This window comes from Microbacterium ulmi (assembly GCF_011759705.1).
GTDB classification, from domain to species: domain Bacteria; phylum Actinomycetota; class Actinomycetes; order Actinomycetales; family Microbacteriaceae; genus Microbacterium; species Microbacterium ulmi.
Genome location: NZ_JAAOZF010000001.1, coordinates 2,415,081 through 2,432,689, shown reverse-complemented (window position 1 = coordinate 2,432,689; position 17,609 = coordinate 2,415,081). Strand labels below are relative to the sequence as shown.

Annotated in this window: 18 protein-coding genes; 8 read left to right on the top strand and 10 right to left on the bottom strand. The window is 71.5% G+C overall.

The annotated features are described in order from the left end of the window. Positions 1-2 precede the first annotated feature (2 nt). A complete protein-coding gene (locus tag FHS08_RS11370) occupies positions 3-1,652 on the top strand; it encodes an FAD-binding oxidoreductase (protein WP_167039038.1) in 1,650 nt (549 codons plus the stop codon). Further along, positions 1,649-2,557, top strand: coding sequence for a diacylglycerol kinase (locus FHS08_RS11365; protein WP_167039036.1), 909 nt, complete (start codon positions 1,649-1,651; stop codon positions 2,555-2,557). Before FHS08_RS11370 ends, FHS08_RS11365 begins: the two co-directional genes overlap by 4 nt. A 104-nt stretch (positions 2,558-2,661) precedes the next feature. Here FHS08_RS11365 and FHS08_RS11360 read toward each other — a convergent pair whose 3' ends face one another. Both FHS08_RS11360 and FHS08_RS11355 read right to left on the bottom strand, forming a co-directional pair. After that, entirely contained in the window at positions 2,662-2,904 is a 243-nt protein-coding gene (locus FHS08_RS11360; RefSeq protein WP_167039034.1) for a zf-HC2 domain-containing protein, read from the bottom strand. Then, entirely contained in the window at positions 2,901-3,575 is a 675-nt protein-coding gene (locus tag FHS08_RS11355) for a sigma-70 family RNA polymerase sigma factor (protein ID WP_167039032.1), read from the bottom strand. The genes FHS08_RS11360 and FHS08_RS11355 overlap by 4 nt, the downstream gene beginning before the upstream one ends. A gap of 36 nt (positions 3,576-3,611) precedes the next feature. Here FHS08_RS11355 and aroA point away from each other — a divergent pair, with 36 nt between their 5' ends. The 3 genes from aroA (at position 3,612) to bcp (ending at position 6,636) form a co-directional block, all read left to right on the top strand. After that, positions 3,612-4,988 (top strand): 3-phosphoshikimate 1-carboxyvinyltransferase, encoded by a 1,377-nt coding sequence (gene aroA, locus FHS08_RS11350; RefSeq protein ID WP_167039030.1) that lies wholly within the window; start codon positions 3,612-3,614, stop codon positions 4,986-4,988. Next, the gene (rsgA, locus tag FHS08_RS11345) at positions 4,985-6,028 is read left to right on the top strand and encodes a ribosome small subunit-dependent GTPase A (RefSeq protein ID WP_167039028.1); all 1,044 of its coding nucleotides are present in this window, start codon (positions 4,985-4,987) and stop codon (positions 6,026-6,028) included. Before aroA ends, rsgA begins: the two co-directional genes overlap by 4 nt. A 134-nt stretch (positions 6,029-6,162) precedes the next feature. Then, the gene (gene bcp, locus FHS08_RS11340) at positions 6,163-6,636 is read left to right on the top strand and encodes a thioredoxin-dependent thiol peroxidase (RefSeq protein WP_167039026.1); all 474 of its coding nucleotides are present in this window, start codon (positions 6,163-6,165) and stop codon (positions 6,634-6,636) included. Between the two features lie 124 nt (positions 6,637-6,760). On the opposite strand, the gene FHS08_RS11335 is transcribed toward bcp, so the two are convergent. Then, positions 6,761-7,177 carry a histidine kinase gene (locus FHS08_RS11335; RefSeq protein WP_167039024.1) on the bottom strand — a complete coding sequence of 139 codons (417 nt, stop codon included), beginning with the start codon at positions 7,175-7,177 and terminating at the stop codon, positions 6,761-6,763. 248 nt (positions 7,178-7,425) lie between these two features. Between FHS08_RS11335 and FHS08_RS11330 the strand changes: the two genes are divergently transcribed. Beyond that, the gene (locus FHS08_RS11330) at positions 7,426-7,674 is read left to right on the top strand and encodes a WhiB family transcriptional regulator (protein ID WP_018171995.1); all 249 of its coding nucleotides are present in this window, start codon (positions 7,426-7,428) and stop codon (positions 7,672-7,674) included. 53 nt (positions 7,675-7,727) lie between these two features. Here the strand turns inward: FHS08_RS11330 and FHS08_RS11325 are convergent, their stop codons facing one another. The 3 genes from FHS08_RS11325 to FHS08_RS11315 form a co-directional block, all read right to left on the bottom strand. Then, entirely contained in the window at positions 7,728-9,215 is a 1,488-nt protein-coding gene (locus tag FHS08_RS11325; RefSeq protein WP_167039022.1) for a histidine kinase N-terminal domain-containing protein, read from the bottom strand. Positions 9,216-9,388: 173 nt separating this feature from the next. Then, a complete protein-coding gene (locus tag FHS08_RS11320) occupies positions 9,389-10,669 on the bottom strand; it encodes a nucleotide-binding protein (protein ID WP_167039021.1) in 1,281 nt (426 codons plus the stop codon). Next, positions 10,666-11,295 (bottom strand): SAF domain-containing protein, encoded by a 630-nt coding sequence (locus FHS08_RS11315; RefSeq protein ID WP_167039019.1) that lies wholly within the window; start codon positions 11,293-11,295, stop codon positions 10,666-10,668. The genes FHS08_RS11320 and FHS08_RS11315 overlap by 4 nt, the downstream gene beginning before the upstream one ends. A 99-nt stretch (positions 11,296-11,394) precedes the next feature. Between FHS08_RS11315 and FHS08_RS11310 the strand changes: the two genes are divergently transcribed. Further along, positions 11,395-11,676, top strand: a complete 282-nt coding sequence (locus FHS08_RS11310) for a helix-turn-helix domain-containing protein (RefSeq protein ID WP_167039017.1) — start codon at positions 11,395-11,397, stop codon at positions 11,674-11,676. A 149-nt stretch (positions 11,677-11,825) separates the two neighbouring features. Here FHS08_RS11310 and FHS08_RS11305 read toward each other — a convergent pair whose 3' ends face one another. Further along, the gene (locus FHS08_RS11305; protein WP_167039015.1) at positions 11,826-12,431 is read right to left on the bottom strand and encodes a hypothetical protein; all 606 of its coding nucleotides are present in this window, start codon (positions 12,429-12,431) and stop codon (positions 11,826-11,828) included. A gap of 137 nt (positions 12,432-12,568) precedes the next feature. Between FHS08_RS11305 and FHS08_RS11300 the strand changes: the two genes are divergently transcribed. Further along, on the top strand, positions 12,569-13,000 hold the full coding sequence (locus FHS08_RS11300) for an Rv3235 family protein (protein ID WP_424960807.1): 432 nt from the start codon (positions 12,569-12,571) through the stop codon (positions 12,998-13,000). Positions 13,001-13,053: 53 nt separating this feature from the next. Here the strand turns inward: FHS08_RS11300 and FHS08_RS11295 are convergent, their stop codons facing one another. The 3 genes from FHS08_RS11295 to secA form a co-directional block, all read right to left on the bottom strand. Further along, on the bottom strand, positions 13,054-13,407 hold the full coding sequence (locus tag FHS08_RS11295) for a hypothetical protein (RefSeq protein WP_167039011.1): 354 nt from the start codon (positions 13,405-13,407) through the stop codon (positions 13,054-13,056). A 71-nt stretch (positions 13,408-13,478) separates the two neighbouring features. After that, positions 13,479-14,705 carry a pyridoxal phosphate-dependent aminotransferase gene (locus FHS08_RS11290; protein WP_167039009.1) on the bottom strand — a complete coding sequence of 409 codons (1,227 nt, stop codon included), beginning with the start codon at positions 14,703-14,705 and terminating at the stop codon, positions 13,479-13,481. 49 nt (positions 14,706-14,754) lie between these two features. Next, positions 14,755-17,577 carry a preprotein translocase subunit SecA gene (gene secA, locus FHS08_RS11285; RefSeq protein ID WP_167039007.1) on the bottom strand — a complete coding sequence of 941 codons (2,823 nt, stop codon included), beginning with the start codon at positions 17,575-17,577 and terminating at the stop codon, positions 14,755-14,757. Positions 17,578-17,609: the final 32 nt, after the last annotated feature.

Sequence of the window (17,609 nt, the reverse complement as noted above, 5' to 3'; positions counted from 1 at the left end):
CCATGTCGACGATGACGCCCGCCGAGCCCGAGCGCGCCCCGATCGCGATCCCGTCACCGGCACCCCGCTCGGACTGGGATGCGTGGGGCACGACCCGGGCGCACCTTCCCCCCGGGGCGCGTGCGATCGTGGCAGCACTGCTGCCGGGCAGGGCGCATCCCGTCCCCCGGCGCACGGCGCCGGCCCTCATCCCGAGCCGCCTGGGCGGCGACGACCTCGCGGCGCTCGGCGCCGTCGTCGGCCCCGCGCATGCGACGACCGACGACTCCGCCCGCGCGCTGCATCTCGGCGGCAAGAGCACGCCCGACCTCCTCGCGCGCCGCCTGGGCGAGCTGCAGTCGGCGCCGGATGCCGTCGTCTCCCCGGCGTCGCACGCCGAGACGCTCGCCGTGCTCGCGACCTGCGACACGCGCGGCATCGCCGTCGTTCCGTTCGGCGGCGGCACGAGCGTCGTCGGCGGCGTCGAGCCCGAGTCCGGCGCGCATCGCGCCGTCGTCGCGCTCGACCTGGCCCGCACGGCCGGCCTCTACGGCATCGACGAGGCATCGCTGCTCGCGACGTTCGGCGCCGGTACGACGGGCCCGCAGGCCGAGGAGCTCCTCGGTGCGCGCGGCTTCACGCTCGGCCATTTCCCGCAGAGCTTCGAGTACGCGTCCTTGGGCGGGTTCGCCGCGACGCGATCGAGCGGTCAGGCCTCTCGCGGATACGGTCGCTTCGACGATCTCGTGCACGCCCTGAGGGTCGCGACGCCCGTCGGCGAGCTCGTGCTCGGACGCGCCCCCGCGAGCGCCGCAGGCCCCGATCTGCGCGAGCTCTTCCTCGGATCCGAGGGCGCGTTCGGCGTGCTCACCGAGGTCACGGTCCGCATCCGGCCCGTGCCCGCCGCGACGGCGTACGGCGCGTGGTCGTTCCCCGACTTCGAGCGCGGCACGTCGGCGCTGCGCGAGGCGACGCAGCGCGGCATCCGTCCTACGGTGCTTCGGCTCAGCGACGAGACCGAGACGCGCGTCAACGCGACGCTCGGCGGCCATTTCGCCCGCATGCGCGGATGCCTCGCCGTGGCCACGTTCGAGGGCGCGACGGATGCCGAGGCCCGCGCGACGCGCGACGCGCTGGAGTCCGTGTTCGCCGCCCACGGCGCCAAGCCCAGGGGCGAGGATCCGGCCCGGTCGTGGGAGCGCGGCAGATTCGCCTCGCCCGCGCTGCGCGACACGCTCCTCGACGGCGGCGTCCTGGCCGAGACGCTCGAGACGGCCACGACGTGGGCGAACCTCGCGACGCTGAAGTCCGCCGTGACGACGGCGCTGACCGAGGCGCTGAGCGCGGCCGGGACGAAGCCCGTCGTCATGTGCCACATCTCGCACGTGTATCCGGCGGGCGCCTCGCTGTACTTCACGTGCGTCGCGGCACTGACGGCCGATCCCGTCGCGCAGTGGACGAGGGCGAAGGATGCCGCGTCCCGCGCGATCCTCGACGCCCACGGCACGATCACGCATCACCATGCCATCGGCCGGGATCACCGCCCCTACCTCGAGGCCGAGATCGGACCGCTCGGCGTCGCCGTCCTGCGCGCCGTGAAGGCGACGCTCGATCCGCACGGCATCATGAACCCCGGTGCCCTCGTCGGGGCCCCGAGCCCGGAGGGTGCATGAAGAACGTCGTGATCCTCGTCAATCCCGCGGCGCGCGGAGGAGCCCACACGGGCGCTGCGCCCCAGGCCGCCGAGCTCCTGCGCGCTCATGGCCTGCGCACGACCATCATCAGCGGGGGCAGCGCGGCCGAGTCGACCGAGCTGCTCCGGACGGCGATCGGGCTCGGTCCCGACGCCGTCGTCGTGGCGGGCGGAGACGGCACGGTCAACCTCGCGATCCAGGAGGTGGGAGCCACCGGCATCCCTCTCGGCATCATCCCGTCGGGAACCGGGAACGACATCGCCGGCACTCTCGGGCTCAAGGAGATGGATGTCGCACGCGCCGCGCAGACGATCGCTGCGGGCGTGACGCGCGACATCGACCTCGCGCGCGTCACGCGCGGCGACGGGTCGACGCGGCTGTTCGGCTCGGTGCTCGCGAGCGGGTTCGACTCGAGAGTCAACGACCGCGCCAACGCGATGCGGTGGCCGCGCGGAGGATCGCGGTACAACATCGCGATCCTCATCGAGTTCCTGACGCTCGCGGGGATCCCGTACGACGTCGAGCTCGACCTCGAGGACGGCACGACCGAGCGCATCACAGGCGAGCTCGTCATGGCCACGGTCGGCAACGGCCGCACGTACGGAGGCGGCATCCCGATCTGCCCGGATGCCGATCCCGCCGACGGCCTGCTCGACGTGACGCTCGTGCGCCCCGCGGGGCGGCTGCGGCTCCTGCGGCTGCTCCCGAAGGTGTACAAGGGCACGCATACGTCCGTTCCCGAGGTGTCGACCTTTCGCGTGCGGTCCGCGCGGCTGGCGTCGCCGGGCGTGACGGCCTACGCCGACGGCGACCCGATCGGGGTGCTCCCCCTCGCGGTCGACATCGTCCCGGGCTCCCTGCGGATCTTCGCGCCGCCGGAGTGAGGACGCAGCGGGCGGCCGGGATCCTCCGCCAGCTCGCCCACGACAGCGTGGTCATGCGCACGCCGGGGCTGCCGCGGCATCCGGATGTCGGAACGTACCCGGGCTCAGGCCGTCGCGTGCGCGGCGCGCAGCTTCGCGAGCACCTGATCGCGCAGCTGCTCAGGCGCCGTCTCCTTGCACGCTCGCGCGAGCACCTCGGTCAGCGTCGTGGCGACGAGGGCCTCGTCGCGGCATGCCGCGCAATGCTCGAGGTGCTCCTGGATGTCGGCGTATTCGGTCTTGCACACCTCGTGGCGGAGGTACTCCTCGAGGTCGCGCCGCGCCTTCTCGCAGCCGCAGTCCGTCATTTCGTGCTCCTCGTGGCGGCCGTGTCGATGCCGCGTTCCTTCGCGTAGTCGGCGAGCAGTTCACGGAGCATTCGCCTGCCGCGGTGCAGGCGGCTCATGACCGTGCCGATGGGGGTCTTCATGATGTCGGCGATCTCCTGGTAGGCGAAGCCCTCGACGTCTGCGAGGTACACCGCCAGCCGGAAGTCCTCCGGGATCGCCTGCAGCGCGTCTTTCACGACGGATGCCGGCATGTGGTCGATCGCCTCGGCCTCGGCAGAGCGGCTGCTCGTGGCCGTCGTCGACTCCGCGCCGCCGAGCTGCCAGTCCTCGAGATCGTCGATCGTGCCCTGGTAGGGCTCGCGCTGCTTCTTGCGGTACGTGTTGATGTAGGTGTTGGTGAGGATGCGGTACAGCCACGCCTTGAGGTTGGTCCCCTGCGTGAACGTCTTCCACGACGCGAACGCCTTGACGAAGGTCTCCTGCACGAGGTCGGCTGCATCCGCCGGATTGCGCGTCATGCGCATCGCGGCGGCGTACAGCTGATCCATGAACGGGAGGGCCTGCTCCTCGAACTGCGCGCTGGTGTCGGTCACGGCCGGTGCCTGGTCGTCCATCACGCGCCAGTCTACGTCCGGGCCCTCCCACGATACGGAGAGCGCCGGAGCGGCGAGATCGAGAGTGGCGTACATCCGCCTCCTTCCAGGGGTTCAGTAGGGTAGAACCTGATGACAGCCGATGGGTATTCCCCCCGATCCGCGCCAGTGCGACGCGGGCGCTGGAGCGCGCCGGTCGCTGAGGCCTCTCTTCGTGCGACGGTCACGGTTCCCGGGTCCAAGTCCCTCACGAACCGCGAGCTCATCCTCGCGGCGCTAGCCGACGGCCCGAGCCGCCTCGCGGCGCCGCTGCACTCCGACGACTCCGTCCGCATGGTCGAGGCGCTGCGCGCCCTCGGCGTCGGGATCGAGGCGGTCGACGGCGTCGGCACGTTCGGCGACGACCTCGTCGTGACTCCCGTGTGGCCGCTGCGCGGAGGCACGGTCGTCGACTGCGGCCAGGCAGGGACCGTCATGCGGTTCGTCGCGGCGCTCGCGGGCTTCGGCCACGGAGACGTCACGCTCACGGCTCACGAGAGCGCGCTGCACAGGCCCATGGGCGCCATGATCAAGGCGCTGCGCGACATCGGCGTCGACATCGACGACGGCGGTCACTGGGCGCTCCCGTTCACGGTGAAGGGCCGCGGCCATGTCCGCGGCGGGGAGATCGTGATCGACGCGAGCGCGTCGAGCCAGTTCGTGTCAGGGCTCCTGCTCGCAGCCCCGCGCTTCGACGTGGGCATGCACCTCATCCATTCCGGCCCGCGGCTGCCGAGCATGCCGCACATCGACATGACGATCGAGGCGCTCGCGCACCGCGGCGTCCACGTCGAGCGGCCCGCCGCCGGCGAATGGGTCGTGCCTGCGGGCGCCATCCGCGGCAAGGATGTCGCGATCGAGCCCGACCTCTCCAACGCGGCCCCGTTCCTCGGGGCGGCGATGATCGCGGGCGGATCCGTCTCGGTGCGGGGCTGGCCCGCGCACTCGACGCAGCCGGGGGCGATGCTCACCGACATCCTCTCCGTCATGGGCGCCCGCGTCTCGCGACGCGGCGGCGCGCTGACGGTCACGTCCGGCGCAGGCGGCATCCAGGGCGTCGACCTCGACCTGTCGGCCGCCGGCGAGCTGACGCCCACGATCTTCGCCCTCGCGGCGTTCGCGCAGGCTCCGACGACGCTCTACGGCATCGGGCACATCCGCGGCCACGAGACCGATCGCATCGCCGCGCTCGTCGGCGAGCTGCGCAGTCTCGGCGGAGAGGCGCACGAGCTCGCCGACGGCATCCGGATCGTGCCCCGTCCCCTGCACGGGGGCGTGTGGCGAGCGCATCACGACCATCGGCTCGCGACGACGGGCGCGCTGGTCGGCCTCGCCGTCCCGGGCGTCGTCGTCGACGACATCGGCACGACCGCCAAGACGATGCCGGAGTTCCCGCAGCTGTGGCAGCGCATGCTCGACGGCACCCCCGACGACACGGCTCCCCGGTCGGAGGCGCTGCAGGCATCGTGAGCTGGCTCGACGACTCGGACGACGACGAACCGGAGTTCGACGAGTCCGACGTCCGCGTCCGCCCCAATCCGAAGGCCAATCGCCCGAGGACGAAGCGTCGTCCCGCCCACGCGGATGCCGAGATCGCACGCGTGCTCGGTGTCGACCGGGGCCGATACACGGTCCTGGTGGACGAGGACGAGCCCGATGAGCGCCACGTGCTCGCCGTCCGCGCGCGCGAGCTCCGCAAGAGCCCGATCGTGACGGGCGACCTCGCGCGGATCGTCGGCGACACGTCGGGCGAGGACGGCACGCTCGCGCGGATCATCGGGATCGAGGAGCGCACCTCGCTCCTGCGGCGCTCGGCCGACGACACAGACCAGGTCGAGCGGATCGTCGTCGCGAACGCCGACCAGATGCTCATCGTCGTCGCGGCCGCCGACCCCGAGCCTCGCGAACGGCTCGTCGACAGGTATCTCGTGGCGGCATTGGATGCCGGCATCCGGCCCCTTCTCGTCGTGACCAAGACCGACCTCGCCGACCCGTCCGGCTTCCTCGCGCACTTCGACGGACTCGACCTCGAGGTCTTCACGAGCGCGCGCGACGGAATGCCGGTCGAGCGGATCGGCGGCGCGCTCGTCGGCCACTCGACGGTCTTCGTCGGCCACTCCGGCGTCGGCAAGTCGACGCTCGTGAACGCCCTCGTGCCGAGCGCCATGCGCGCGACGGGCCACGTCAACGTGGTCACCGGCCGCGGACGCCACACGTCGAGCTCGACCGTGTCGCTGCGCTACGTGGGCGAGGGCGGCCGCGGCTGGGTCATCGACACGCCGGGCGTCCGCTCGTTCGGGCTCGGCCACGTCGACCCCGCCAACCTGCTCAAGGGGTTCACCGACCTGGCGCTCATCGCCGAGGAGTGTCCCCGGGGCTGCACGCACCTGCCCGATGCGCCGGACTGCGCGATCGCGGAGGCCGTCGCGGAAGGGCGCCTCGGGCCCCGCGGCGCGGAGCGCTTCGACTCGCTGCAGCGCCTGCTCGGCACGTTCGCCGACAAGGGCTGACCCGCGCGGCCGTGATCGCGCCGAGAGGACGGGCCGCCGAGCGCACGGGACGCGGCATCCGCCCGCTTCTCGAAGGCCCTCACGGCGCTCGCGCCCTCGGCGGCCTCTCGGACGGGCGCGCCTAGGCTGGAACGATGACCGCCCTCCGCCTCGAACCCGGTTCCCTCGCGCCCGCCTTCACGCTGCTCGACCAGGACGAGCGGCCCGTGACCCTCAGGGACCTGCGCGGCGGACGGGTCATCCTGTTCTTCTACCCGGAGGCCATGACGCTCGGCTGCACGAAGGAGGCGTGCGACTTCCGCGACAGCCTCGCCCCGCTGCAGTCGGCCGGGTACACCGTGCTGGGCATCTCACGCGATCTGCCCGAGAAGCTCCGCCGCTTCCGCGAGCGCGACGGGCTCGCCTACGACCTGCTGAGCGACCCCGACCACAGGGTGCACGCGAAGTACTGCACGTGGGGCGACAAGCTGAACTACGGCAAGGTCGTCCAGGGCGTCATCCGCTCGACGTTCGTGCTCGATCGGAAGGGCCGCATCGAGCATGCGCTGTACAACATCCGGGCGACCGGCCACGTCGCACGCCTGCGCAGGCTCCTCGCAGTCGCATAGTCCGGTTCCCGGCAGATCGGGACGGATGGCCGGATGCCTCGCCACGCGGCCCGGTTCCGGATGCCGCGGCCGGCGCGTCAGCGGACGGCCCCGACCGTCTCGGCCTTCCTGGGCCGCCGGCCGATCAGCGCTCCGCTGCCGGCGGTTCGCCGGACGCGTCGGCGCGCGCATCCGCGCCCGCACGGCGCGCCGACATCACGAGCGCGACGAACGCGGCTGCGGCGGGCACGGCGAGCGCGAGACCCGTGAGGGGATGCGCGTAGGCGCCCGTCGCCGCGCCGAGCGCGACCGCGAGGATGAGCGCCTGCGTCACGATGCCGCCGGACCGCCCCCACGACTGCGCGCGCCATACCCCGACGCCGAACGCGAGGACGGCCACGCCGGCGACGACCGTGAGCACGATCAGCGCGATCGCGCTCGTGAACGACCCGGCGTCGCCCCCCGCGGCTGCGAAGACCTGCCACACCGCGAGCGCGAGGACGGCGCACCCCTCGAGCCATAGCAGGATTGCGGCGACCCGTGAGGGGGTGTTTGTTGTCATTCCAGACATTTTCCTCGATCCCTGCGGATTCGTTGTGAGAATCCTCCATGCCGTGGAGGGAATGCACAGCCAAGACCACAGAAATCGCCGGGTGATCCCTTGATTCGCCCTGACCCCTGTGGGACCATTGATGAAGCCGTGTGCTCCCACAGCGACGTGGGGCGGGCATTCGCTCGCACTTCCCACAGGGTATCCGACCCGAATAAGGGCCCTGGACACACACCCACTTCCGACCAAGGAGCATCACCATGGATTGGCGCGACAAGGCCGCCTGCTTGACAGTCGACCCCGAACTCTTCTTCCCCGTCGGGAACACGGGTCCGGCCGTCGACCAGATCGAGAAGGCCAAGTCGGTGTGCGCACGATGCACGGTGACCGAGATCTGCCTCCAGTACGCCCTCGAGACCGGCCAGGACTCGGGTGTGTGGGGCGGCCTCTCCGAGGACGAGCGCCGCGCCCTCAAGCGCCGCGCTGCCCGCGCCCGCCGCGCGTCCTGAGCCGCGCCCGCGGCCTCTCGAACGAGTAGCGCGCCGCGGGGCGGCGGAACGGCTCAGCGCGGCGAACGCTCGAGGTAGCGCAGCGGGATCTCGATCGTGACCTCCGTGCCGCTGCCCATGATCGTGTGCCAGTCGATCGTGCCGCCGAGCTCGCCCTGGATGAGCGTGCGGACGATCTGAGTGCCCAGTCCTCGGCCGACCTGGCCCTCGGGCAGGCCCGACCCCGTGTCGCGCACCCGGACGGCGAGCTGCTCCTCCGAGCGCTCGGCGACGATCTCGACGTCGCCCTCCTTGCCGGCCAGACCGTGCTCGACGGCGTTCGTGACGAGCTCGGTCAGCGCCAGCGCGAGAGGAGTCGCGTACTCGCTCGGAAGCGTCCCGAAGGTGCCGCTGGTGTGCGTGCGCGCACGGGTGTTGACGCCCGCGGCCACCTCTGCGACGAGCTTGAGCACCCGGTCGAAGACATCGTCGAAGTCGACGTTCTGCGCGAGCCCCTCGGAGAGGGTGTCGTGCACGACCGCGATCGCGGCGACGCGGCGCATCGCCTGCGTGAGCGCTTCGCGGGCCTCGTCCGAGTGCGAGCGGCGCGCCTGGATGCGCAGGAGCGACGCGACCGTCTGCAGGTTGTTCTTGACGCGGTGGTGGATCTCGCGGATCGTCGCGTCCTTCGTGATGAGCTCCTGCTCCTGGTGACGGATCTCCGTCACGTCGCGACAGAGGACGATCGCGCCGATGCGCGTGCCGTGGTCTCGCAGCGGGATCGTGCGCAGCGAGACGGTCACTCCGCGCGCGTCGATGTCGCTGCGCCATGGCGCCCGCCCCGTCAGGACGACGGGGAGCGACTCGTCGAACTGCCGCTTTTCTGGCAGGATGCGCGTCACGACCTCGACGAGCGACTCGCCTTCGAGCTCGTCGTCGAACCCGAGCCGGTTGAAGGCGGAGAGGGCGTTGGGGCTCGCGAACGTCGTCATGCCGTCGACGTCGAGCCGGATGAGCCCGTCGGATGCGCGCGGCGCGCCGCGGCGCGGCGACGTGGGGGCGGTGAGATCGGGGAACTCGCCCGATGCGACCATGCCGAACAGCTCGTCGGCGCAGTCGTTGAACGTGATCTGCTGGCGTGACGGCGTGCGTGCGTCGCCGAGATTCGTGTGCCGCGTGAGCACGCCGATGCGGCGCGGCCCCTCCCCCTTCCCGTGGCGCACGATGGGGACCGCGCGCACGCGCGTTGGCGTCTCCTCGAACCAGTCGGGGGATGCCGAGTCGACGATGCCTCCCGTCTGGAAGGCGTCCCTCACCTGCGTTCGCCACTGCGGTCGCACGCGGTCGCCGACGATGTCGCGATAGAAGAGCGTCGCCGCCCCGCCGGGCCGCGTGTGCGCGACGGCGATGAACGAGTCGTCCGACGTCGGCACCCAGATCACGATGTCTGCGAAGGCGAGGTCGGCGAGCAGCTGCCCGTCGCCCGCGAGCCGGTGGAGCCACTCCACGTCTGCGGCGCTGGAGCGCCCCTGGGCATAGACGAGATCGCTGAGGGTCGACACCCGTCCAGCCTAGGGGCGGGGAGAGTCGGTGCCGCGAACGTGCCGGCGGCGCCGACCCGACGTCGCGGTCAGGCCGCCGCGCGGTCAGGCCGCGTCGCGTTCACGCCGCACCGTCAGGCCGCCTCGCGTTCCGGCGGCGCCGACCCGACGTCGCGGTCAGGCCGCCTCGGCCCTCAGGCCGCGTCGCGCTCGCCGCGCGAGGGGCGACGGATGCCGCGCCCCGGCGCCGACCGCTCGGGAGCGTGAGCGATCGCCTCGCCCACGAGACGCCGCACCGCGAGGGTCAGGGGCGACTTCGGCGCGATCTCGGCGACGGGGCGCGCGGCGAGCAGCGCGGCATCCGTCGATCGCGCATCGGAGGGGACGAACCACACATCGCGGATGCCGGCGAAGCGATCGAGCGTGCGACGCACCTGGCCGCGCGCATCGATGCCGAGAGCGCCGGGGCGGAGGCGGTTGGCGACGACCACGACGGGCGTCACGCCGATGACGGCGCGCAGCTCGGCATGCGCACGCAGGAAACGAGAGATCCCGACGGGATCGGCGGCGGCGACCGCGACGACGAGATCGGCCGCCTTCAGCGCCGCGAGCGTCGCGGCGTTGCGCCGGGGGCCTTCCAGGTCGCTCACGATCTCCTCGTCGCGTTCGAGCGAGGCCGCGACGTCGACCACCGTATAGTCGGCCCAGTCGCGGCACGCTCCGAGCGCGGCCGTCACGCGCGCGTCGCCAAGCTCGGGCCACCGCGACGGCCTGTTGATGCCCGTCAGCACGTCGACTCCCGTGCGGCCCAGCGGCGCGCTGATGCGGGCGAGCTCGTGGGCGTCGAGACCGCCCCGCTCCGCCTGGCGGCACGCGGCGGCGAAGCCGGGACCCTCGTCGGCGAGTCCGAGCTGCAGCGCGATCGAAGGGGCGTGCGCGTCGGCGTCGACGAGCGCGACACGACGCCCGCCCCGCGCGAGCTCCGCGGCCAGCTCGATCGCGAGCGTCGAGCGTCCGGGGGCTCCCGCGGGACCCCACACGACGATGGTCCGCGGCGACGTCCGCGCCTCGCCGACGGCGTCCGCGGATGTCGTCCCCTCGAGTCGCAGCCCTCCGTGCAGCGCATCGGCGAGCCGCCAGGGCTCGATCTCGAGCGGCAGCGGGTCGCCGAGTCCGAAGCCCGCCGCGAGACGCCGGTCGGTCTCCGTGTCGCACAGCGGCACGATGCGCACGCCGCGGCGGTCGCACACGGCGACGAGCGCTGCCGTGAGCGTCGCGCGGTCGGCCTGCAGCACGACGGCGTCGGCGCCGTCGAGCGCTGCGGCGAGGTCGTCGCCGGCGTGCGGCATCCGGTCGCCCGCGAACGACGCGGGCGCGGCGGACTCGACGACCGCGATCACCTCGACTCCGTCGCGTTCGAGCGCGGCGCCGAGCGCCTGCCCGCGCGGTCCGTCGACCGCGACGACGACCCTCACCTCGTGCCGCCCGTCGTCGGCACGACCGAGAGGGCCGCGTCGCCCGCGATCGCGGCGAGCGTCGCGGCGACGTCGGTCCGCGGGATGACAAGCTCGAGCGCCGCCGCTCCCCCGCCGATCATCGAGTCGTCGCGCGTCACCGAGACGACGGTCGCGTCCGCGACGAGGATGCGCGGCGCGTCGTGCTCCCCATGCTCGAGCAGCGGCGCCGCCCACACCTCGACGACGGTGCCGGAGTCGACCGACGCAGGCACGTCGACGGCGCTGCGCACGACGACGCTCGTCGTCCTGACCGCCTCGGCATCGCCGACGGCGCTCGCAGGAACGAGCTCGCCCGCCGCGATCGTGCGCGTCGCGACGAGGCCGGAGTCGAGCGCCCCTGGCGCGAGATACGCGTCGCCCACCTGGCCGAGGGCCACGTCCACGACCGTGAGGTCGGCATCCGAGAGCGCCTCGCCCGGTGCGATCGTGCGGACGGCGGCGAAGACGGGCGCCGTCTGCCTCGCGGCCGCCACGACGAACCACACTCCCGCGACGGAGGCTGCGATGAGGACGACGCCGAGGAAGAAGCGCGCGTCGCCCCAGGGCGCGCGGGGACGAGGGCGGGCGGCATCGAGAGCGGTCATCCACCCATCGTGAACCAGACCTCGCGAGGGGCTCCGCGTTTATCCACAGCGCGCAGACGCCCCTGCGCGCAAGGAGGTCGTGTCGCCATAATGGGGGACATGCTCGAGTCCCAGGTGTCCGCCGTGCGCCTCCTCGCGCCCGCCCAGGTGGCGGAGGTGCTGGGCGTCAGCGTCGACGAAGTGGCCGACCTCGTCGCCCGCGCGCAGCTGCGCGGCGCTCGCGTCGGCTCCCCCGCGCGGCTGCGGATCGAGGAGCAGAGCGTCGCCGAGTACCTGTCGGCACAGATCGAGCTCGAGCGCCGCATGGCGCTCTGGCGCCAGACGAGCGAGGCGAGCTTCCCCGAGCTGTGGGGCACGGGCATCGTCAAGCACGCGGACTGACCCGTCGCGACCCCGGCGGGCCGGCGACGCGATGCCGTGCCGCCGACACGGTGAGCGGATGCCGCGCAGCGGGAGTCGCCCGGCATCCCGGATCTCGCTCTCCTGCCGCATCACGCCGTGGAACGCGCATGCCGGGCCCGCACGCCCGATCAGACCAGCGCCGTCGGATGCTCGACGCGGACGAACGCGATCGCCGAGAAGGCCACGAGGCGGTGCCCCGTCACCTCCGATGCGCGCCGGGGGGCACCGGGGTCGTGCAGAGCGAGGTCGAGGTGATCCGCTCCCGCCCGATCGATCGTCCCCGTCAGGAGCCGACCGGTGGCGAGCTGCAGGGCGACGCCCGCCCGCCGCCTGACGAGGTCGCGCAGAACGTATCCGAGGGTCAGCCGGTCGGCGAGCGGGGAGCGGGCGGTCGCAGCGGGCCGCGCACTGCGGAGCACGTCGGCGTGGGCCATGCCGATGGACGCGATCGAGGACAGCGGCACGAGGAGCGTCGCCGGGCGCGACCCCGACGGCTCGAGCGCGATCCAGTCGGCGCCGACGCCCTCCACGTGCCCCGACAGGACCGTGCCGTCGACGAGCTCGATGGAGGGCGTCGCGCCCCCTGCCTGGCCTGCGATCGCCTCGAGCCACTCACGGAGGGCGACGCGCGACAGCCTCAGCCGCTCGGCCTCGGTGTCGAGCGCGGCGCGCTCCGCCTCCCACTCGGAGGCGAGTTGATCCTCGAGGTCGTCGAACAAGCGATCCCAGCGCACTCCGCGAGATTAGGGCAGCGCGACGACATCGCCGGAGGATTATCCACAGAGCGCTTTGCTGGGATTTCGCTATGAGTTGACGATGTGTTCTACTGTCCGGCAAGACATCCCCCCTGTCGAGATAGGCACCCATGGCAATGCCGCCTGCGGGCACGGCCCGCATGAATCCGTCCGCCGACGCGATGGAGCTCTCGAGCTTCTTCGCGCCGCAGCGGACGCCCTCGCAAGCCCTTCCGGACCCCGAGCCGCTCCTCGGCAACCTCACCCGAGGCGTGCTCGAGGTGTTCGCCGGGGTTCGCGACGTCGACCAGCTCACCCGCTGGCTCACGGAGGACGCGTATCGCAAGCTCGTGGTGCGGGCGAACCTCGCGGCCCGCGCGCGCAGCGCGCGTGGCGTCCCCGCCACGCGGCCGGTGCACACGATCATGTCGGTGCGGCAGTCGTCGCCCGCCGACGGCGTCGTCGAGGCCGTCGTCATCGTGAGGGGGCCGGCCCGCACCCGCGCCGTGGCGATGCGGCTCGAAGGCATGGACGGCCGCTGGCGCGCGACCTCCCTCGCCCTCCTCTAGGAACCCCGACTCCGGGCTCGGTCACAACGGCGTGGCCGGCTCGGTCCCTCGTGTCACGACGAGTCCGCGTCGATGAGCTCGAGCAGAGCCCTCAGCGCATCCCGTATCTCGAGGTGGTCGTACTGGCCCGCGCGGCTCTCGCCCGAGATGACTCCCGCACGGTGCACTCGACGGAAGTCGCCGTACGGGAACGAGTAGGCCTGCTTCGTCCGCGGATCCTCGTCGGGGTCCTTCCCGAGGTGCCAGTGGGAGTAGGCCGTCCATCCATCCCGCTCGATGAACGCGTTCTCCTCGTCAGCCGTCGGCGCGGCCTCGGACCACGCATCCCGGTCGTCGCGCACGACCTTGCCGTCGCGCACGAGGGAGCGCGCCTGCCGCAGCGCCGGTTCGTTGAGTTCGATGCCCATGCGCAGCACGGTACGCGCGCTCGCAGGTCGACGGAGGGGGCTTGACGGATGCCGCGGCATCCGTCGACGCGTCACTGCCGGTACGACGAGAGGAAGTTGCCCAGGCGTTCGATCGCCTCGGTGAGCACGCGCGCCTCGGGGAGCGTCACGATGCGCACATGGTCGGGCGTCGGCCAGTTGAAGCCCGTCCCCGGGACGAGCAGCACCTTCTCGGCGAGGAGGAAGTCGAGCACGAGCTTCTGGTCGTCCCTGATCTCGTGCACCTCGGGATCGAAGCGCGGGAACGCGTACAGCGCGCCCTGCGGCCGGTGGCACGAGACCCCGGGGATGCGCTCGAGCGCCTCCCACGCGGCATCCCGCTGCTCGTGCAGCCTGCCCGACGGCGCGATGAGGGCGTCGATCGACTGCACCCCCGACAGCGCCGCCTGCACGGCGTGCTGCGCAGGCACGTTGGGGCACAGTCGCGTGGACGCGAGCAGATTGACCCCTTCGAGGAAGCCTTTCGCGTGATCCTTCGGGCCCGTCACGACCAGCCAGCCCGACCGGTACCCTGCGACGCGGTACGTCTTGGAGAGTCCGTTGAACGTGAGGCACAGCAGGTCGGGGGCGACGGAGGCCATCGGGATGTGCTGCGCGTCGTCGAACAGGATGCGGTCGTAGATCTCGTCGGACAGCAGCAGCAGCGAGTTCTCGCGCGCGATGTCGGCGATCCCCTCGAGGATCTCGCGCGTGTAGACGGCGCCCGTCGGGTTGTTGGGGTTGATGACGACGATCGCCTTCGTGCGCGGAGTGACCTTCGCACGGATGTCCTCGAGGTCGGGCTGCCAGCCGTTCTCGCTGTCGCAGCGGTAGTGCACAGGGGTGCCGCCCCCGAGGCTCGTCATCGCCGTCCACAGCGGATAGTCCGGAGCGGGGATGAGCACCTCGTCGCCCTCGTCGAGCAGCGCCTGCATGACCATCGTGATGAGCTCGGAGACACCGTTGCCGAGGAAGACGTCGTCGGGCGTGAACCGTGGGAAGGTCGGGTCCTCCTCGTAGCGGTACACGACGGCGCGACGCGCCGACGGGATGCCGCGGCTCTCGCTGTACCCGTGCGCGTGGGGCATCGCCTCGATCATGTCGCGGACGATCTGGAACGGCGCCTCGAACCCGAAGGACGCCGGGTTGCCGGTGTTGAGCTTGAGGATCGTATGGCCCTCGGCCTCGAGCCTGTCGGCCTCGACGAGCGCCTGTCCGCGGATCTCGTACAGGACGTTCTTGAGCTTGCTCGACTGGTCGAGGATGCGGAGGGGACTCATCGGATCAGGATACCGGGGGGTCGAAAGTGCCAATCGACCCCCGGTGGCCCTACTTGCGCTTGTCTGCCGCCCGGCGCTGCGCGCGGTTCTGCGGGGCCGCCTGGCCCGCCTGGGCGGGCGCCTCGGTGCGCTGACCGAATGCGCCGCGAGCGGCCTCCTGCTGCGGCTGTCCTGCGGACGGCGCCGCCGCTGCCGCTGCGGCTGCGGCCTGGCGGAGCTTGTCCGTCGCGGCGCGCTGCACCTGGCCGCGGTCGTTGCGCACCTCGACCTCGCCCGCGTCGTTGGCGGCCGAGTACTGCAGTCGCTGCTGCTCGACGGCGGGTGCCGCAAGGCCCTTCGCCTCGACCTGGGCGGTGTCGCCGGTCTCCGCGCGGCGCACCTCGACCTCGAGGTTGTAGAGGTAGCCGACCGACTCCTCCTTGATCTGCCCCATCATCGCCTGGAACATCGTGTAGCCCTCGCGCTGATACTCGATGAGCGGGTCGCGCTGGGCCATGGCCCGCAGGCCGATGCCGTCCTTGAGGTAGTCCATCTCGTAGAGGTGGTCCCGCCAGCGACGGTCGAGCACCTGCAGCACGACGCGCCGCTCGAGCTCGCGGGTCGCGGCCTCGCCGAGGGTCTCCTGGCGCTTGGCGTAGGCGATCTGCGCGTCCGAGAGGATCTCGCGAGTGAGGCCCTCCGACGTGATGCGTCCCTTGGTCCCCGCCTCCGCGACGACCTCGTCGATCGTGACGCTCACGGGGTAGAGCGTCTTGAGCTCGGTCCAGAGCGCGTCGAAGTCCCAGCTCTCGGTGTGCCCCGAGCCCGTGTGGTCGTCGATGACGGCCTTGATGGCGTCCTCGATGAAGTGCTGCACGCGGTCGGCGATGTCGTCGCCCTGCAGGATGTGGCGGCGGTCGGAGTAGATCGCCTCGCGCTGTCGGTTGAGCACGTCGTCGTACTTGAGCACGTTCTTGCGGATCTCGGCGTTGCGCGCCTCGACCTGCGACTGCGCGCTCTTGATCGCGCGCGAGACCATGTTCGACTCGATCGCGACATCGTCGGGGAAGTTCGTTCGGGCGAGGATCGCCTCGGCCGCACCCGACTGGAACAGTCGCATGAGGTCGTCTGTCAGGGACAGGTAGAAGCGGCTCTCGCCGGGGTCGCCCTGACGGCCGGACCGTCCGCGGAGCTGGTTGTCGATGCGGCGCGACTCGTGCCGCTCCGTGCCGAGCACATACAGGCCGCCCGCCTCGACGACCTTGGCCGCCTCCTGCGCGACGACGTCACGGGTCGCCTGGTACACGGCATCCCATTCCGCCTCGTAGTCGTCGGGCGTCTCGACGGGATCGAGTCCCTTCGCCTTCATCTCCTGCACGGCGAGGAACTCGGAGTTGCCGCCGAGCATGATGTCGGTTCCGCGGCCCGCCATGTTGGTCGCGACGGTGACTGCGCCCAGGCGCCCCGCGCGGGCGACGATCTCTGCCTCGCGCGCGTGGTTCTTCGCGTTGAGGACCTCGTGCTTGATGCCCTTCTTGGCCAGCAGGCGCGACAGGTACTCGCTCTTCTCGACGCTCACCGTGCCGACGAGCACGGGCTGGCCCGCCGCGTGGCGCTGCGCGATGTCCTCGACGACCTGCGCGAACTTCGCCTGCTCGTTCTTGTAGACGAGGTCGGCCTGGTCCTTGCGGATCATGGGCTTGTTCGTCGGGATCGGGACGACGCCGAGCTGGTACGTCGACATGAACTCGGCGGCCTCGGTCTCGGCCGTTCCGGTCATGCCCGAGAGCTTCTCGTACAGGCGGAAGTAGTTCTGCAGCGTGACGGTCGCGAGGGTCTGGTTCTCGGCCTTGACCGGAACGTTCTCCTTCGCCTCGATCGCCTGGTGGATGCCCTCGTTGTAGCGGCGACCGACGAGGATGCGGCCCGTGTGCTCGTCGACGATCATGACCTCGTCGTTCATGACGACGTAGTCGGTGTCGCGCTTGAACAGCGCCAGCGCCTTGATCGAGTTGTTGAGGAACGAGATGAGCGGCGTGTTCGCCGACTCGTACAGGTTGTCGATGCCGAGGTAGTCCTCGACCTTCTCGATGCCCGGCTCGAGCACGCCGATCGTGCGCTTCTTCTCGTCGACCTCGTAGTCGACGCCGGGCTCGAGGGTCTTGGCGATCTTGGCGAACTCCATGAACCAGCGGTTGGCCTCGCCCGACGACGGGCCCGAGATGATGAGGGGCGTGCGGGCCTCGTCGATGAGGATCGAGTCGACCTCGTCGACGATCGCGTAGAAGTGGCCGCGCTGGACGAGGTCCTCCTTGCGCCAGGCCATGTTGTCGCGCAGGTAGTCGAAGCCGAACTCGTTGTTGGTTCCGTACGTGATGTCGGCGTTGTACTGCTCGCGGCGGATGTCGGGGGTCTGACCGGCGACGATCGTGCCGGTCGTCATGCCGAGGGCGCGGAAGATGCGGCCCATGAGGTCGGCCTGGTAGCTCGCGAGGAAGTCGTTGACCGTGATGACGTGGACGCCCTTGCCCGCGATCGCGTTGAGGTACGCGGGAAGGGTCGCGACGAGCGTCTTGCCCTCACCGGTCTTCATCTCGGCGATGTTGCCGAGGTGCAGGGCCGCGCCACCCATGATCTGCACGTCGTAGTGGCGCTGACCGAGCGTGCGCTTGGCCGCCTCGCGGACGGCGGCGAACGCCTCGGGCATGAGCTGGTCGAGGGTCTCGCCCTTCTCGTACCGCTCGCGGAGCTCGGCCGTCTCGTTGCGCAGCTCGTCGTCGGTGAGCTGGGCGTAGTCCTCTTCGAGGGCGCCGACGGCCTTCACGACCTGCTGGAGGCGCCGGAGGATGCGTCCTTCGCCGGCGCGAAGCAGTTTCTCGATCGGGTTGGCCACGGAGTGTCTCCATCTGTCGGGTGCGACGCCCT